The 15467-nt window shown below is 46.6% G+C and carries 16 protein-coding genes and 1 pseudogene; 5 read left to right on the top strand and 12 right to left on the bottom strand.

Features of this window, described 5'->3' with window-relative positions; all coding sequences use genetic code 11:
- The first annotated feature begins 190 nt into the window (after nucleotides 1-190).
- Nucleotides 191-676 (top strand): hypothetical protein, encoded by a 486-nt coding sequence (locus ACUUHJ_RS23455; RefSeq protein WP_015892581.1) that lies wholly within the window; start codon nucleotides 191-193, stop codon nucleotides 674-676.
- Between the two features lie 59 nt (nucleotides 677-735).
- Here ACUUHJ_RS23455 and ACUUHJ_RS23460 read toward each other — a convergent pair whose 3' ends face one another.
- The 6 genes from ACUUHJ_RS23460 to trxA all read right to left on the bottom strand — a co-directional run bounded on the left by ACUUHJ_RS23460 (nucleotide 736) and on the right by trxA (nucleotide 6664).
- Nucleotides 736-1518 carry a LytR/AlgR family response regulator transcription factor gene (locus ACUUHJ_RS23460; protein ID WP_289674029.1) on the bottom strand — a complete coding sequence of 261 codons (783 nt, stop codon included), beginning with the start codon at nucleotides 1516-1518 and terminating at the stop codon, nucleotides 736-738.
- Complete coding sequence (locus ACUUHJ_RS23465; protein WP_289674030.1) at nucleotides 1493-3220, bottom strand: sensor histidine kinase; 1728 nt, start codon at nucleotides 3218-3220, stop codon at nucleotides 1493-1495. Before ACUUHJ_RS23465 ends, ACUUHJ_RS23460 begins: the two co-directional genes overlap by 26 nt.
- A gap of 160 nt (nucleotides 3221-3380) precedes the next feature.
- On the bottom strand, nucleotides 3381-4196 hold the full coding sequence (locus tag ACUUHJ_RS23470) for a GNAT family N-acetyltransferase (protein WP_472300055.1): 816 nt from the start codon (nucleotides 4194-4196) through the stop codon (nucleotides 3381-3383).
- Between the two features lie 54 nt (nucleotides 4197-4250).
- The gene (locus tag ACUUHJ_RS23475; protein ID WP_472300056.1) at nucleotides 4251-4856 is read right to left on the bottom strand and encodes a sigma-70 family RNA polymerase sigma factor; all 606 of its coding nucleotides are present in this window, start codon (nucleotides 4854-4856) and stop codon (nucleotides 4251-4253) included.
- A gap of 173 nt (nucleotides 4857-5029) precedes the next feature.
- On the bottom strand, nucleotides 5030-6121 hold the full coding sequence (gene hppD, locus ACUUHJ_RS23480; protein ID WP_016743081.1) for a 4-hydroxyphenylpyruvate dioxygenase: 1092 nt from the start codon (nucleotides 6119-6121) through the stop codon (nucleotides 5030-5032).
- A gap of 225 nt (nucleotides 6122-6346) precedes the next feature.
- Entirely contained in the window at nucleotides 6347-6664 is a 318-nt protein-coding gene (gene trxA / locus ACUUHJ_RS23485; protein WP_172141557.1) for a thioredoxin, read from the bottom strand.
- Nucleotides 6665-6953: 289 nt separating this feature from the next.
- On the opposite strand from trxA, the gene ACUUHJ_RS23490 reads away from it, so the two are divergent.
- Nucleotides 6954-7352: an RrF2 family transcriptional regulator gene (locus tag ACUUHJ_RS23490; RefSeq protein WP_289674033.1), complete on the top strand. Its 399-nt coding sequence runs from the start codon at nucleotides 6954-6956 to the stop codon at nucleotides 7350-7352.
- 102 nt (nucleotides 7353-7454) lie between these two features.
- Entirely contained in the window at nucleotides 7455-8135 is a 681-nt protein-coding gene (locus ACUUHJ_RS23495) for a class I SAM-dependent methyltransferase (RefSeq protein ID WP_472300057.1), read from the top strand.
- A 580-nt stretch (nucleotides 8136-8715) separates the two neighbouring features.
- On the opposite strand, the gene ACUUHJ_RS23500 is transcribed toward ACUUHJ_RS23495, so the two are convergent.
- Together ACUUHJ_RS23500 and ACUUHJ_RS23505 are read right to left on the bottom strand one after the other, a co-directional pair.
- The gene (locus tag ACUUHJ_RS23500) at nucleotides 8716-9135 is read right to left on the bottom strand and encodes a hypothetical protein (protein WP_472300058.1); all 420 of its coding nucleotides are present in this window, start codon (nucleotides 9133-9135) and stop codon (nucleotides 8716-8718) included.
- A 21-nt stretch (nucleotides 9136-9156) separates the two neighbouring features.
- A complete protein-coding gene (locus ACUUHJ_RS23505) occupies nucleotides 9157-9726 on the bottom strand; it encodes a hypothetical protein (protein ID WP_472300059.1) in 570 nt (189 codons plus the stop codon).
- Nucleotides 9727-9826: 100 nt separating this feature from the next.
- Here ACUUHJ_RS23505 and ACUUHJ_RS23510 point away from each other — a divergent pair, with 100 nt between their 5' ends.
- Both ACUUHJ_RS23510 and ACUUHJ_RS23515 read left to right on the top strand, forming a co-directional pair.
- Nucleotides 9827-10000 carry a type 1 glutamine amidotransferase family protein gene (locus ACUUHJ_RS23510; protein WP_289674036.1) on the top strand — a complete coding sequence of 58 codons (174 nt, stop codon included), beginning with the start codon at nucleotides 9827-9829 and terminating at the stop codon, nucleotides 9998-10000.
- Nucleotides 10001-10360: 360 nt separating this feature from the next.
- Nucleotides 10361-10591: a hypothetical protein gene (locus ACUUHJ_RS23515; protein ID WP_217367202.1), complete on the top strand. Its 231-nt coding sequence runs from the start codon at nucleotides 10361-10363 to the stop codon at nucleotides 10589-10591.
- A gap of 316 nt (nucleotides 10592-10907) precedes the next feature.
- On the opposite strand, the gene ACUUHJ_RS23520 is transcribed toward ACUUHJ_RS23515, so the two are convergent.
- The 4 genes and pseudogenes from ACUUHJ_RS23520 to tnpB form a co-directional block, all read right to left on the bottom strand.
- Complete coding sequence (locus ACUUHJ_RS23520) at nucleotides 10908-12269, bottom strand: hypothetical protein (RefSeq protein ID WP_472300060.1); 1362 nt, start codon at nucleotides 12267-12269, stop codon at nucleotides 10908-10910.
- 186 nt (nucleotides 12270-12455) lie between these two features.
- Nucleotides 12456-12995 carry a DUF4367 domain-containing protein gene (locus tag ACUUHJ_RS23525; protein WP_289674039.1) on the bottom strand — a complete coding sequence of 180 codons (540 nt, stop codon included), beginning with the start codon at nucleotides 12993-12995 and terminating at the stop codon, nucleotides 12456-12458.
- 240 nt (nucleotides 12996-13235) lie between these two features.
- Nucleotides 13236-14789: pseudogene (gene tnpC, locus ACUUHJ_RS23530) on the bottom strand (IS66 family transposase).
- Between the two features lie 70 nt (nucleotides 14790-14859).
- Complete coding sequence (gene tnpB, locus ACUUHJ_RS23535; protein WP_472300061.1) at nucleotides 14860-15213, bottom strand: IS66 family insertion sequence element accessory protein TnpB; 354 nt, start codon at nucleotides 15211-15213, stop codon at nucleotides 14860-14862.
- Nucleotides 15214-15467 lie beyond the last annotated feature (254 nt).

A 15467-nucleotide genomic window follows, 5' to 3' on the forward strand; every position in this document is an offset into this window, starting at 1 on the left:
ACAGCTTGCCAACATAAAAAATGGCTGAACCGTACAAAAACAGGCACAAGCTGCACCATCCTCGTTTGAGTGTAAGCGCGTTCAATTTGGGGACGTAGAAAGTCTCCGCCCAGAGTCCGATACAAACTCCTCCACAATATGTTAAAGTTATACATAAATTGGTATGGAAATCAAAAAGGAGAATACGCACATGCGACGAATCGGGGGTTACATCATTATCGGAATCGGAGCGATTTTTGTTCTGGCTACCTACCTGAACGTACCGCTCGCAATGGACATGCTTTGGCCAGTCTTCCTTCTCATCCCAGGAATCGGGTTTCATATTTTCTTTTTTATGAACCCAATGCCGAATCGCGCTGGATTGTTGGTGCCAGGCGGGATCTTGCTTGTTTATGCTCCACTCTTCTTTTTCAGCCAGCTATTTTTTCATGGGGATATGAGCACGACGTGGCCCTTTTTCCTGATTGGTCCTGCCGTGGGGCTTACCGAGCTGTACCTATTCGGCAATCGCAAACCCGCTCTCTTGATCCCCATTGGCATCCTCACCGTTCTCGCTATCATATTTTTGATCGCGAATCTGGCGTCTACCCAAGTAGGCGGCATCCTCGGCTTGATCCTGATCGTTTTGGGAGGGATCATGGTGACACGGAAGAAAAACGATGACTATCCCGTGTAAGCAGTCAAAAAAACAGACCAATCCTCCCCCAAACGGGACGCAGGATTGGTCTGTTTCCTTTAAAAGCCCAATCGTTTCTTCAATTCCTTCACGACATTGCGGCTAACAGGCACTTCTGTTTTACGTTGATCCTGCATGACTAGATGAATCGAGCCTTTAAACCAAGGGACGAGCTCTGCCGTCTTAGATAAATTGACAATGAAAGCGCGATGCGTCCGAAAAAACTGTTGGCGTGACAGCCTGCTCTCCAGCTCCTGCAACGTAAAGGTGGTCGCATATTGCTCACCTGCTGTATAGATGCTCGCATACCTTCCTTCCAAGGTGGCAAAGACGATTTCGTTTGGATCAATCAGCATGATCTTGCCGTTTTTTTCTACCGGGACACGATGTGGCTGAGTATCGACCAGTACATTTTGCAGAAGGGATTGTAGCCTTTCCTCCAGTAGCGGTGACGCATCCAATGCAGGCTCACTCTTCCGCCTCATTTTTCGTACCCGGTTCATCGTCTTTTCCAGACGCATTTCGCTGAACGGCTTGACGATATAATCAACGGCTTCGGCCTCAAATGCTCGAACCGCATGAAATTCATACGCACTTGCAAAGATGATGACAGGTGGATTGACCATGGATTCCAGAAGCTCCTGCCCCACATCTACACCGTCCCTGTCCTGCAAATGGATGTCCAAAAAAACCGCATCCGGCTCTGTCTGAAGCACCGCTTCCAACGCCTCTTCCCCACTACCCGCCTCTCCTACTACGGACACTTCCGAAAACTGCTCTAGCAAATACCGCAGTTCTTCTCTGGCAGGCGTCTCATCATCGACGATGAACACTTTGAGCACTGACGTTCACCCCTATCGGTAATTGTATGGTGCATGTTGTCCCGCTCCCGCTTTTGCTCTCGATCTCGATTCCATACGGTTCTCCGTAAATCGATTGAAGACGGCTTTTTACATTGGCAAGACCGATCCCAGATAATTGCCGCCCTACACGCTTCTCATCTAGTGCTCGCTCGGATGGGTCAACCTCCATTCCGACTCCATTATCTGCCACTGTCAGTTCGACGATTTGCTTTTCTTTGCGACGCGCACGAATCACTACAGTACCCCCTTCGCGCTTGGGCAACAGCCCGTGCTTGACCGCATTCTCTACCAGCGGCTGCAAAATCAGTCCTGGCACGGTAAACCGCTCTACGCCGTCCTCGATGTCGTACTCTACATGAAGCTTGTCCCCGAATCTCGCACGTTCGATGGCCAAATACGCTTCGATATGCTCCAGCTCACGCGCCAGACTGACATATCCGCCAGAGTCATGCAAATTCCGGCGAAAGTACTCTCCCAAATGAATCAATAATTCACGGGCCTTTTCGGGACGGAAGCGAATAAACGAGACGATCGTATTGAGCGCATTAAACAAGAAATGTGGATTGATCTGCGCATGCAAGGCTCTGATTTCTGCATCTGCCAACAGGCGGGACTGCTTCTCTAGCTCAGCCAGTTCGAGCTGACTCGATATCAGGTTCCCCAATCCACGTACGAGTTCCAGGTCCACTGCCGACAGTTTGCGCGAGCGATCCTGATACAGCTTGAGCACACCCGCCACTTCACGTCTTCGCATCAAGGGGACAAGGATCGCATAGCGCAAGGAGCAATTCGTCTCCCTGCACCCAATCTCTTCCTTCGTCTGGGCAATCTTTACTTCTTTGGTCGATAAAACTTCACGGGTCGCCTTGGTCGTTATGCCTTCTCCCACTACGTGATGAGACGAGCCTGCACCAACATGCGCAAGTACAGAGCGCGTATCGGTAATCGCTACCGCTGCTACACGCGTCGTCCGCAAAATTTCCTCCGCTACCTTTTGGGCAGAATCATAAGTCAGCCCTTGTCGCAAGTACGATAGTGTTTTGTCCGCTACTTGCAGCGTTCTCTGAGCTTGGAGCGCTCCAATCCGATCCTCTTCCTTTTTGGCCAAATCAATAATAATGATCAAAATAGCAATTCCGACCGAATTGACGACTGACATGGGTACACTAATGGCTTGAACCAATGCCAAAGCGTCAGCGTATGGACGTGCGATGAGCAAAACAATGCCCATTTGCAGCCACTCCGCCAAAAAACCAACGAAGAGTGCTGTCGTCCACCCGATTTTTTTGCTGCGGTTACGGAGGAACTGATAGATTAATCCCGCAAACAAACCCTCGCTTATGGTCGAGATGGCACATGCCAAATCTGTAAAGCCGCCCAAGGAATAGCGATGAATTCCCGCAATCAGCCCTGTCATCAACCCTACCCAAGGACCAGCCAGCAAGCCTGCCACGACCGTCCCGATCACGCGTGAATTCGCAATCGCATCCTGATACCATATGCCATTATAGGTACCGAGTATGGAAATAGCAGAGAAAATGACGACCATCAGTGCTTTTTCCCGCCACGTCGCTTGCTGGTTCAATATGCTGCGGAATGCACGGACACGTGTAAACAGCAAGGCCATCACAATCAAAACCGCCGTCCGCTCCGTCAATGGAACCATTAATGCCAGATTCATTGTTTTATCCCTCTCAATCTCTGCCCGCTCGTTCCTGTTCATATCCATATCTAATCAAAATATTCACTCTTCACATTGCATTTCCCTTTTGCTTCTCTTCCTTTCCTAGTAAAAAAGGTTGCCGAAGTGATTTCGACAACCCATGGATACCCGTATCATTTTAATATTTGAATTCCAATATTTTACAACTTCCTTTCGGCTCAAATCCTAGCTTTGTCCCCAGACGTACCGACTCCTCGTTGGTTTCCAGCGTGGTCCAGTGCGGTTTCAGTCCATGTTCCATGCAATGCTCCAGGTACGCTGCGCAAGCAAGGGTAGCAAAGCCTTTGTTCATGTCGGCTTCCTCGTACGTTTCCACGCTAATTTCATGGTCATGCTCATGGACAGAGCAAGACAGGCAAGCACTCACAATCGTACTTCCTTTACATACGCAGAAACCTACGCCCCACTGCAAAAAATCATCCACCGAATGATAGAATTCCTCTTCAACCTCGATCAGGATGTTGTCGGGGTCGTTTTCGATGACACCTGCATCGATTCTAGTCAAACTGTATCCTTCAGGCAGAGGGCGATAGCTGATCTTTCGCGCTTGGTATTGCTCGGGATTGAACTCGTAGTAATACTCCCAATCCGTTTCGATCTCTCGATGCGAGATGGCTTTGGTCACTGCTTTTTCCCACTCTTCATCTGGGACAACAGCCAGAAAATGAGTTCCCCCGCATGATTCGGTCGTATATCTGCGCAATTCCCCCTCGATAAAGGCACCCAGATCCGCTGTGAACGCTTCATTGGCAGCATCCCCGACAAAAATACTAATCACACCGGTTTGATCGACCAAGGCTGTCCGGGGCTGCTCCACATCGTCTACGAAAATCGCTCCTCGATTTGTTCCATTGATAATCGCTTGGATGGTCAAAATGTTCACATTATCAGGCGAGAGTAACGTTCTGATTATTGCATAATCATTTGGTTCCAATCGATGAATCATCCTAATTTCGGCCCTTTCACTCTCTTTTGGACATCTGTGTACTTATGCGGCTAATAGCGGAGCGAAGTCATCCAGACTCAGCTTCCGCACAAAAGTCGGGTCATCGTCCACGTTCCTTTCCTGGGAGGATTCCAGCTCTTCTGCAAGCAGTAGGCGAGCCCGGTGCAGCCGGGATTTCACTGTGCCTTCCGGGATTCCTGCTCGCAAGGCGACTTGCTTGATTGGCAAATCCTCGTAATAGTGAAGCCAAACGACGATGCGCAGCTCTTGCTCCAACTTCCATACTGCCTCTGTTAATTCAATCGCTTCGTAGGGAGCCTGTACCGCTTTCTCCTCTATTTGTAGTGAAAACAGCTCTACGGTTGTTGGGCTTCGTTTCTTTTTTCTCTGCCATTGTCTACATTCGTTTATGAGAATTTGAATCATCCATGTTTTGAAATAAGCAGGCTCTCGCAGCGTTCGGATGGCTCTGAATGCTTTCATTACCGCATCCTGCACCACATCGGCACAATCCTCGTCCCGCCCGACATAGGTTCGTGCCAAGCCATACAAAGTCCGCTCGTACAATTGAATGACTCTGGAAAAAGCTTCAACGCTGCCGTCCTGTGCCAGCTGAATGTCCTGCTGAACTTCCCTCTTGATGCTCACATCGCATAACCCTCCTTTTATATCCAACATTTGGTTCTCATTAGTATAGATGATAGAGACGGGTAAATGGTTCATGAGGCATTAATTTTTCTGCTTCGGCAAAATAAAAAAAGACCATCCCTTCAGCGTTTTCAGCCTGAGATGGTCTTGTCGTGCTCGTTTCCCTCAATAAATTACAAGTTCCCTCTGCGCTCCTGCTCGCGCTCCAACGCCTCGAACAGTGCCTTGAAGTTGCCATTCCCGAAGCCGCGCGCTCCTTTGCGCTGGATAATCTCGATAAACAGCGTCGGACGGTCAACAATTGGCTTGCTGAACAGCTGCAAGAGATAGCCTTCGTCGTCTCTGTCGACCAAGACCCCCAGCTTTCTCAGCGCCTCGATGTCTTCGTCAATTTCCCCTACACGCTCTTTCAAATCTTCGTAGTACGCATCTGGCACCATGAGGAAATCTACACCGTTATCACGCAGCTTCGATACCGTTTCGATAATATCGTTGGTCAGGATGGCAATATGCTGTACGCCTGGACCTTTGTAGAACTCCAAAAACTCCTGAATCTGCGACTTGCGGCGTCCTTCTGCTGGCTCATTAATCGGGAACTTGATGCGTCCAGTTCCACTTTGCATCACTTTGGACATGAGCGCAGAATACTCCGTCGAGATGTCGTCCTCACTGAAATTTTGTACGGCTGTAAAGCCCATGACCTTTTGGTAATATTCTACCCACTCATCCATGATCTCGACGTTACCAACGATGTGGTCGATGCCGATGATACCCGTGCTCTCTCCTTTGACTGGAGATTGGTAAGCTTTATAGCCCGGGAAGAATGGTCCGTTGTAATTTTTTCGTTCGATAAAAGAATGAATGTTTTCTCCGTACGTACCGATAATCGCTTTTTTGACCGTCCCGAATTCATCGGTATACTCAGTCGGTTCCATGATCGGAATGGCTCCGCGAGAAACGGCCTCCCGGTAAGCCTGCTCACAATCCTCTACACGCAGGGCAACGTCTTTGACTCCGTCCCCATGCTTTTTCACAAAATCCGCGATCGGGCTGTCAGGCGTAAGTGCCCCACTGATCACGAACGTCATATGCTTCTGCTTCAAGACGTAGGAAACCTTTTCCCGAGAACCTGTCTCCAAGCCCGAATAGGCTACTGCTTCAAATCCAAACGCATTTGTGAAATAGTGCATAGCTTGCTTGGCGTTCCCTGTATAAAACTCCAGGTAGTCCCAGTCCTGAATCGGGAAAAAATCGGTATTGCTCATTGCCTACCCCTCCGCTTTCCTTTTCGATTATTGACATTATTTTGTGAATTGGGATTATTTTGTCGTTATCTTGAGAGTACATTGGAAGCGCTTCCCCTTGCAAGAGCACGAAACAACGCGAAAACGCTCAAACGCATTTATTCATTAAAGTACGCATGCGAGTAACAACTGGATACCAAAAAGCCACCGATCAAGTTGACCGATGGCTTTCGCTTCGTTTTCCTACTACCTATGCTTGAAAACAAATTGTTTCAGTTCCGCTAGAGGGGCAGCTCCTACGGCCTTGTCAATCATTTCTCCGTTCTTGAGCAAAATGGTCGTTGGCAAACTCATAATGCCATACTGATTGGCAATCTCTTGTTGTTCATCGACATTGACCTTTAGGACTCTCACTTCGCTACTATGCTCCCTATCGAACGATTCGAGGATCGGCCCAAAAAAGCGGCACGGACCGCACCAAGGTGCCCAAAAATTGACGAGAGTATAGCCTTCGCTTTTTACATCATGTTGAAACGTAGTATCTGTCGTGTGGCAAATGCTCATTTGTATTTTCCTCCCTTTTTATGTTGAACAGTTATTCAAAATGACCATTACAGATTCTTAATATCCTTAATAGAAGCAAAAAAATAACTTCCTGTACTTAGATCATTTCAAACAACACATTCGCGGACTTATCATATCTATAATATCCCTCAATGATTTTTTGTGTCAAGTTTCCCCATCCAAAAATGGGCGTCGAAAGTGCAGATGACAGCACGAATCACTCTCCCCCTTGCTCATGCTCCCCATTCACTTTATGATGGATGTATTAAGTCCATGATTGAGGTGTCTTATGAAGTATTCACAGGCAACAGACTATGCCCTCCATGCGATGCTCTATCTGGTAGCAGAAGCCCCTGATAAACCCGTTAGTGTTCAGCTTTTGGCAGAAAAGCTCGGCGTTTCACAAACATATCTTTCCAAAATGCTGACCAAACTGGTCAAAGCTGGGTTGATCCACTCGGTCTCTGGCGCAAATGGCGGATACAAGCTCAAACGCAATCAGGATGATATATCGTTTCTGGATGTTATCCAAGCCATTGAAGGGACAACCTCCTTGTTTGAATGCAGCTTCCGTCATGATAGTGCCTGTCTGATTCAACAGGTTGTGGCTGAGGCCGAGCAGCAAATGATGCATACGCTAAAGAGTAAAAAAATTGCTGACCTGGTCCCACATATCCCCAAACCATGATCCTTTGACGTAAAACATCTTCCATGAAAAGCTCCGGCCGCCTTGACCGGGGTTTTTCTTCATAACGGTATCGTTCAATCGAAGAGAAAGGCGTGAACAAGGATGAGCCAATGGACAGAACAAGCCGCCAAGCAATGGGATCAATTTGCAGAAGACTGGCGAAAACGAAGTGAGCATATGTGGGAAAAAGGGAGCCGCAGCACCATCCTCCCCTATTTTATGAAGCATGTATCTGTCGGATCTGGACCTGTTCTCGATGCAGGCTGTGGTGACGGCTATGCCAGTTGCAAGCTTGCAGAGCACGGCTATCAGGTGGAGGGCATCGACATTGCCGGGGAAATGATCCGCCTCGCTCATGACCGGGTCATTTCCTTCTCAGGCTCTGTTCATTTTCAGACAGGAGATATCAGCGAGCTTCCTTTTGCCAATGATTCATTCTCGGGTGTGCTCTCGATTAACGTGGTGGAATTCACACCGTCTCCGCTCCAGGCACTCTTGGAGCTTCACCGCGTGCTCGCACCCGGAGGAATTCTCGTTTTGGGTATTCTCGGTCCTACAGCTGGCCCACGCGCTCATAGCTATCGCAGACTATATGAAGAGACGACGATCCAAAATACGATGATGCCCTGGGAAGCCAAGCAGTTAGCGAGCGAAAATGGCTTCACACTGCTAGGCGAAGAGCCGGTATACAAAGAAGGAATTACGCCAGATATCGCGGGCCGTTTAAGCGTAGAACTACGGGAGGCGGTCAGCTTTTTGACCTTGTTTGCTTTGCGGAAATAGATCAGAATGCTCTCAACTTTCGTTAAGTATGCCGGTCACACCTACGAGAGGGAGAACCGGCAATTTTTTATGATCAATCACATCGAACAGTGTCCCGCTAGTCTAGGCTTTGCTATTCCATATCTGGGTAGTTTACTTACCAATATTTCGTTGTTAAAATAGTCATACTAATGAAATTTATTTACTTTTATTATTTTTTATTAATTCTACTACAATATTGTGCGACACACATCTCGGAAGGTGAGCAGAATTATTATCAACGAATGTAATTTTACAATTGTAGCCCCTATCATTTGCTTTCATTGTGGGAATGGGAACTTTCACAAATCTGATAAGAAACACCAAATATACAAAGACCTCATCAATAATGAAGTCATTGAGATCCCGGTAAAGCGTCAACGGTATCGATGCACTGCTTGTGGTACGAAAGAATGGGACGTTGTATTGGGAGCATCAACGCATTTGAAAAAAACGAGAAGACTACTTTGCTTTGAAAAGCAAGCGCAACACATGATTAAGAAGCCGCTTCCCTGAAGCTTACAGGGAAACGGCTGGTTTTTTTCACATACTTGCTCATCAATTAGCGATTAAATTCAATGACATCCTCCACTGTGCCTGTTCCTTTCTCCAAATTGACGTCGGTAAAGTGTACATTGTATTTCGGCCGCGGATTTCCATTTGGATACCAGTAAACGTCAATAAATCGCAAAACGTCGTCATCTGTCACACCCGTAGCGGAAATTTCGTATGCACTTTCAGATGGGGTAAAATTTTTCGCTTTCATAGCCTCTTTTGCTTTTTCAATAAAAGGGGCAGCTTGTTCTTGTGGAAGATCTCTCATAACGACGCCAAGCTCATTGATCACTTTTGCACTTTTTACTGTCGCTGTGCCTTTCTCGACATCAACATCAACAAAATGGACAACATACCCTTTCGATTGTTCTTCAGCACTCCATAGAACCTGTAAGGTCTTGTCTTTCTTGCTCCCGAAATGCGTCACCTCATATCCACTATTTGGAAGTTAGATCTTCTCTGCTTGCAAAGCCTCTTTTGCTTTTGCAAGAAACGGAGCCACCTGTTGATCTGTCAATTTCAAGAGATCCTTTTTTTGTTCCTTGTCCTCCTGTTTATCCTTTTCATCCTCCTCTTCCAAAGCGATGAGCTTATCATAATTGTCTACATATACATCATCGATTTTCCCCGTTCCTTTCTCCAGATCGACATCTGCAAAACGCACGGAATAGTACTTACCTTCCTTTTGCCCCGTCTCAGGACGCCAGGTAATATGAACGCTTTCCAGCACATCGTCATAAGCACGGCTGCTGCTTGACAGCTTGTACCCGCTCGCTGGGAGAGCTATATTTTTTTCTTGCAAAGCCTCTTTCGCTTTTTCGATAAACGGAGCGGCCTGTTTTTCTGTCAGTTTCAAGAGATCGAATTCCTCGTCTGTTGCCTCGGCTGCAACGTTATCCTTCGTATCGTTGAGTGCGGCGCTGGCAGCTACAGGCGAGAACATGGCCGTCACTGTCAAAGCACTCATAACAGAGAGATTCAGCCATGCAGCAGTTTTTTTCGTTTTGGACTTTTTCATCGTACTACCTCCAAGGTTTTTGCGTTGGATCGAGTGTTTCTACGTAAACGAAAAAACGACAACTGTCAAATCCGCTTAGATCATCGATGGAATTCGCGATGTGACGTACACGACTTCTTTCGTAGAGAATATCGAAGGAGTATTCCAGTGGGAAAATAAAGTAGATGCGGATGTTGTGATGGATGGACAATTTATTACGGCAGTTGGAGGGGCATACGTTGAATTTGCGGTACTTGTATTGCAAGCCCTAAAGCTGGAGGATGAATACTCGTGATTTGCCTATCGAACGAATATTGAGCGGTTCATGTAAATCCTCCGTACCCCTTCGCTTTCGTTAGCTAAGGGGTAAGTTTAGTGTGCGTGTAAATGTAATGCTTTCCTTATGGATGCATCAGATTTGGCTTTGTCACGAGCTGCTTGAAGCTATTCTATTATGTGAATGGTTTGGGAAGATATCGTGAACGATCAATCTTTTGATTGGTTTTCCCAAGATGATTTTTCGTTAATTTTGGGGGGAGATTGCAATATTATCGTCGGTACTTATCAAAAACTAGTACATCTACATGGTAATTCTGCTTATATGCTTATTGCTTTCCGAAATACCTAATGATGCCAAGATATTATCCATTTCGATGTGGATGCGATTTGCAAGAAAGAAATGCCGGTAGCGTACATTCCTAGCGAGCAGGGATTTTCACTAGACATATGCCAAGAAATCTTGCAATTGCTCCTTGGAGATCGTCGTGTGATTGGCTTGGAAGTAACTGAATTTTCCGGACTCCGGGATGTAGATCATCATTCGTCGAAAATGCTGGCTCAGCTGCTGGTTAATAGTCTTGCGGCGAAGAAAGGGTTAGAGAAATGAAAAGAGTAGAAATCAAGGCTAGTGGCGGGAAAATTGATTCTCTTGTTTTTAACGGGGAATATTATCATACAATGCGCCTAAAATTAGAAAAGTTCGAGCTGGAGGGAAATGAACTATACGATAACCCAATTGATACAGATATTCGTGTGCGAAATTTTCGAGTCAACATAAAAATATCTCAATCGATCATAAGGATTTATTGATCAATTCGTTCCCAAAAGGAAAGACAAAAAGAGCCGCATCAGCGACTCTATAAAGATTGGGGGGAATTAACATGTATCCTGTGCCTCATTTTACGTTTTGCGAAAGTTCAATGCTATTCGTCGTCGTTGTCATCAACGAATACATCGTATAGAGTACCAGTTCCCTTATCTACATCGACATCTCTAAAGGACACCTCATAAACCTTTCCTGATCTTCCGTTGGTGCCTTCAGGAACAAAGGAAACTTCAACCGAGCGAAGTACATCATTGGTAGTGAATGTGACAGCCTTAATCTCATACCCGGTTTCAGGCAGCTCGATATTCTTTTCTTTCAAAGCTTCTTTTGCTTTTTCAATAAAAGGGGCAGCCAATTCTTGGTCAAGTTTACCGATTACGGTACCGAATTTATTAATGACCTTTACATCCACCGTACCTGTTCCCTTGTCCAGATCGGCATTTTTAAACTCGGCAAGATACACTTTCATCGTACGTACTTTTTCTTTATCTTCTGGAAGCCATATCACAATTACAGTATTTGAATTTTTGCTGCTGAAGTCAGTATTAATCTTGTATCCACTTGCAGGAAGTTCAATATTCTTTTCTTGGAAGGCATCTTTTGCTTTTTGAATGTAATTGGCTTCCTGCTCTGCTGTCAGCTTACTATCAGCCTTCTTGTCTTTCTTGTCGTCTTCGTCATCCTGCTGTTCTTTGTGTTCTCTAACAAATGATTTGAATACTTTACCGGTTCCTTTATCCAAATCGACATCTACAAAATGCACATAGTAGACCTTTCCAGATCGCCCATCAGTACCTTCGGGTAAAAAGGACACTTCAACCGAGCGAAGTACATCATCAGTAGTGACTTTGACACCTTTAGCTTCATACCCAGTTTCAGGAAGGTCGATATTCTTTTCTTGTAAAGCTTCTTTTGCTTTTTCGATAAAAGGAGCGGCCAGTTCTTGGTCAAGTTTACTGAATACGGTGCCGAATTGATTGATGACCTTTACACTCACCGTGCCTGTTCCCTTATCCAGATCGGCATTTTCAAACTTGGCTCGATACACTTTCATCGGTTTCTTTGCTTCATCTTCATCTTCATCTTCAGGAAACCAACTCACATATACGGTCTCTGTCTCTTTCATGAAATGGTATGCTTCAATCTTGTATCCACTTGCAGGAAGTTCAATATTTTTTTCCTGGAAGGCATCTTTTGCTTTTTGAATATAAATGGCTTCCTGCTCTGGAGTCAGCTTAATATCTTCCTTCTTGCCCTTCTTGCCCTTCTTGTCCTCTTCGTCATTCTGCTGTTTTTTGCTATCCGCTTTTTCCACTTTTTTTACCTGCGCGACAATACCATCTTTGTTCCCGTTCATGGCCGCCTGTGCAGGAATTACAGGGAATACGGCAGTTACCGCCAACGCAGACAGAGCGGAAACGCTCAGAAATGATCCCAGCTTCGATTTTGTTTTTTTCATAGAAAATCCTCCATTGGTTCGGTGCTTATCGAGCCAAAGTACTCGATAGCATTGATAGAGTATCAATCCAATGTCATGGCTTCGTCATTACGATGTCATGGATTTGTAAATTCCATCCATTTATCCACTAATTGATCAATTTCCAAAAAAACGAAAGGACGGCTTCTTCGCCGTCCTCCCACTCGTTTATTTCACCGATTCTGCTATTTTCACATATTCTTCGATCGGCTTGGTTCCGAACGTTTTGTAAATGACACCTTTGCTCGGCTCCCAGAACAGCACCTGCAAGGCTGTCAGGTTCGGATCTTGAGCGCTCCACGCCTTATACTGGCAAGCATACGCAGTCGTTCCGTTTGCCAGCTTGATTTCCTTCACGGTGCTTTTGCCGTCGATGTACGGGACCTTCCCTACCTCTTTTTGGATGTCGCCTTTCATGATGTCGATGAAAAAGCGTTCATCCGGATTGGTCGGGTTCTGGAAATTGACAGTTACAGACTCCTCATCCTCTGATTTCGTCAAGCTGTACGTGATGACGGCTCCCACAGGCAGCTTCGTCGGCATTGGGATCTTCGAGCCAAGCCATTTCTCGGCTTCTTCTGCGGTAATTGTTTTTGTATCGGATTCGATTTCGTATTGATCCGGTGGCGTGGGAGGTGTACCCACTCCGACAGACTCTGCCATCTTTTTCAGTTCATCCACAGCGAGGCCGCTTGCCAATTGGTACACAATTCCCTTCTCTTCTTCCCACAGCAGACTGGATTCGGAAAGTAACGCTTGCAGCTTATTCTTTGATCAAGCAACAACCGAAAAAATGAGTTAACAGAACAAACAACTCATACTTTTCAACCCTTAGGGAAACCTAAGGGTTTTTTACGGTATTAACTCTTTTTTTAATCACAAGTTTCGCATATACGTAAGCGTCACATAGACTTAGGCCTCATCAAGAATTTTGATGTAATACGACACCTATCCCATCACGCGACAAGTGCTCGGAAGCGAAGATGACCATGGCAAATAAGGCTCGATCGCTTCTGGATTTTGTGGATTCGAAAGCTGCGGAAGCTGCTCGAACAGATACTTTAAATATTGAAACGGAAGAAGTCCGTTTTCCTTCGCCGTCTCGATCACGCCTTAGATCGCCGCACTTGTCTTCGCGCCGCGAGGCTTATTCGCAAATAACCAGTTCTTTCTTCCGATCACGAACGGCTTGATCGAGCGTTCACTTCGGTTGTTATCGATTTCGAGTCGGCCATCCTTCAGGAATTCGGTCAATTTCTCCCACTGATTCAGGCTATAAGCAATCGCTTGTCCGACCAGACTCTTCGGTAGGGTTTGAGAGCGATGTTGCTTGAGCCACACCAAATAAGTCTCCAGGATTGGAAGGCTTTGCTTCTTCCGCTCGGCATATCGTTCTTCTGGCGAAGCATCCTTCAGTTCGCGCTCAATGGTGAAGAGAGCATTGCAGTAAGCCAGTCCTTGACTGGCTACCGAATCCTTGTTATCTCTCGTCGCCGGCGGAGCTGCTTTCAGCGCTTCGTCATATTTACGCCGCGCATGTGCCCAGCATCCCACAAGAGTCACACCAGCAACCTTATGATAGCCCGCGTAACCATCGACATGCAGGTAACCATTGAACCCGGATAAGAAGCTTTGAGGATGCTCGCCGCCACGTGTCTTCTGGTAATCATAGATGACCGCCGGCGTTACGCCGCGTCCGGTGCGATACAGCCACAAATACGAGGACGATTGGGCAGACTTCCCGGGCTCACGCAGCACTTGCAGCGTCGTCTCATCTGCATGAAGCACATCCTGCCTTAGCAGATAAGCTTTCATCACGGAGACCAATGGCATGAGCCATTTCTCGGCTCCGTAGATCATCCAATTCGCCATCGTCTGACGAGATAACGTGTATCCAAGACGCGCGAAATGCTGCTCTTGCCGATATAGCGGCAAGCTGTCGACGTATTTCTGGCTCATGACGTAAGCCATGCTCGACGGTGAAGCCAAACTTCCCGGATAAACAGGTCTTGGCATCGCAGCTGTGACGATCGGGGTTTTAATATCTTCACGTTCACAATAACGGCAAGCATACACATTCCGCACGTGACGGATGACCTTCACTTGTGGTGGTACAACGGCAATTTCACTGCGTGTCTCGGTACTCATCTCGTGAAGAAACCCACCGCAGCACGCACATATTTGCTCGCCTTCAGAAAGTGTATAGGTAATGGTCTCTACAGGTAGCTTGGAAAGATCCTCTGTTCGCTTGCCGGATGACTTGCGCCGCTCGTAGGTGATTTGTTCAGACAGCGGCTCTTCATCGGCAGGCGATGCAAGCATTTCGGCTTCGTTGAACAACGGGATTTCTAATTGATCCGGATGCGTCTGCTCGCTGGAAGCACCGAAACGCTTCTGCTGCGCTAAGCGGAACTGCTCTTCGTACCATTTGAGCTTGGCCGATAGTTCGATGATTTGTTGTTGTAGAGATTCAATGGTTGGCATATCTGCATGTTTTTCCATACTTTACACATTAGATAATAAAAACCCAATTTCTGAAAGTGCCTCTGACAAAGTGATTACAAAGATGTGACTAAATGACGGAAACGGCATTAACCTTGGGATGCGCTTGCCGCTGGCTGAGTGAAAGACCATCCAGCAGCCAGCGAAGCTCCCTGCTCGAAATGGCTACTACTTCTTCTTTACCTGTCGGCCATTGAAATCTGCCACGTTCCAGACGGCGATAATAAAGCCAGAACCCACTATGATCCCAGTAGAGAATCTTGAGCTTGTTACATGCCCGGTTACAGAATACGAACAAGCCGGAGGAGAACGGATTCAGACCAAAGCTTTCCTGAACGATGGCGGCAAGTCCGTCGATCGACTTGCGCAGATCGGTAGAACCACAGGCGAGAAACACACGCTGATTGCTTGGAAAGGTTAGCATGATGAAGTAAGCGCGTGAATTACTTCGCGCAGAAGGTTCGGGTCAAAACCGGAATGAAGCTCGATACTAGCCTGACCGATATGAAGAATGAGAGAAGGAACAGGAATGGTGCTACTAGGCAGATCTACGGCGGCAAGCGGTACAAACTGAACGGGAGAAGTCTTTGGATCTGGAGTGGCCCTGGATGAAACACGATTTATTTTGTAGAGCCAATATTTCAATTGTTCGACAGAGCATTGTCTTGTCTGCGTTGT

The sequence above is a fragment of the Brevibacillus schisleri genome (assembly GCF_055685845.1).

Coding starts and splice junctions, on each gene's coding strand:
- ACUUHJ_RS23455 (WP_015892581.1), top strand. CDS start 191: ATGCGACGAATCGGGGGTTACATCATTATCGGAATCGGAGCGATTTTT.
- ACUUHJ_RS23465 (WP_289674030.1), bottom strand. CDS start 3,220: ATGAATCTGGCATTAATGGTTCCATTGACGGAGCGGACGGCGGTTTTG.
- hppD (WP_016743081.1), bottom strand. CDS start 6,121: ATGAGCAATACCGATTTTTTCCCGATTCAGGACTGGGACTACCTGGAG.
- trxA (WP_172141557.1), bottom strand. CDS start 6,664: ATGAGCATTTGCCACACGACAGATACTACGTTTCAACATGATGTAAAA.
- ACUUHJ_RS23490 (WP_289674033.1), top strand. CDS start 6,954: ATGAAGTATTCACAGGCAACAGACTATGCCCTCCATGCGATGCTCTAT.
- ACUUHJ_RS23495 (WP_472300057.1), top strand. CDS start 7,455: ATGAGCCAATGGACAGAACAAGCCGCCAAGCAATGGGATCAATTTGCA.
- ACUUHJ_RS23505 (WP_472300059.1), bottom strand. CDS start 9,726: ATGAAAAAGTCCAAAACGAAAAAAACTGCTGCATGGCTGAATCTCTCT.
- ACUUHJ_RS23520 (WP_472300060.1), bottom strand. CDS start 12,269: ATGAAAAAAACAAAATCGAAGCTGGGATCATTTCTGAGCGTTTCCGCT.
- tnpB (WP_472300061.1), bottom strand. CDS start 15,213: ATGCTAACCTTTCCAAGCAATCAGCGTGTGTTTCTCGCCTGTGGTTCT.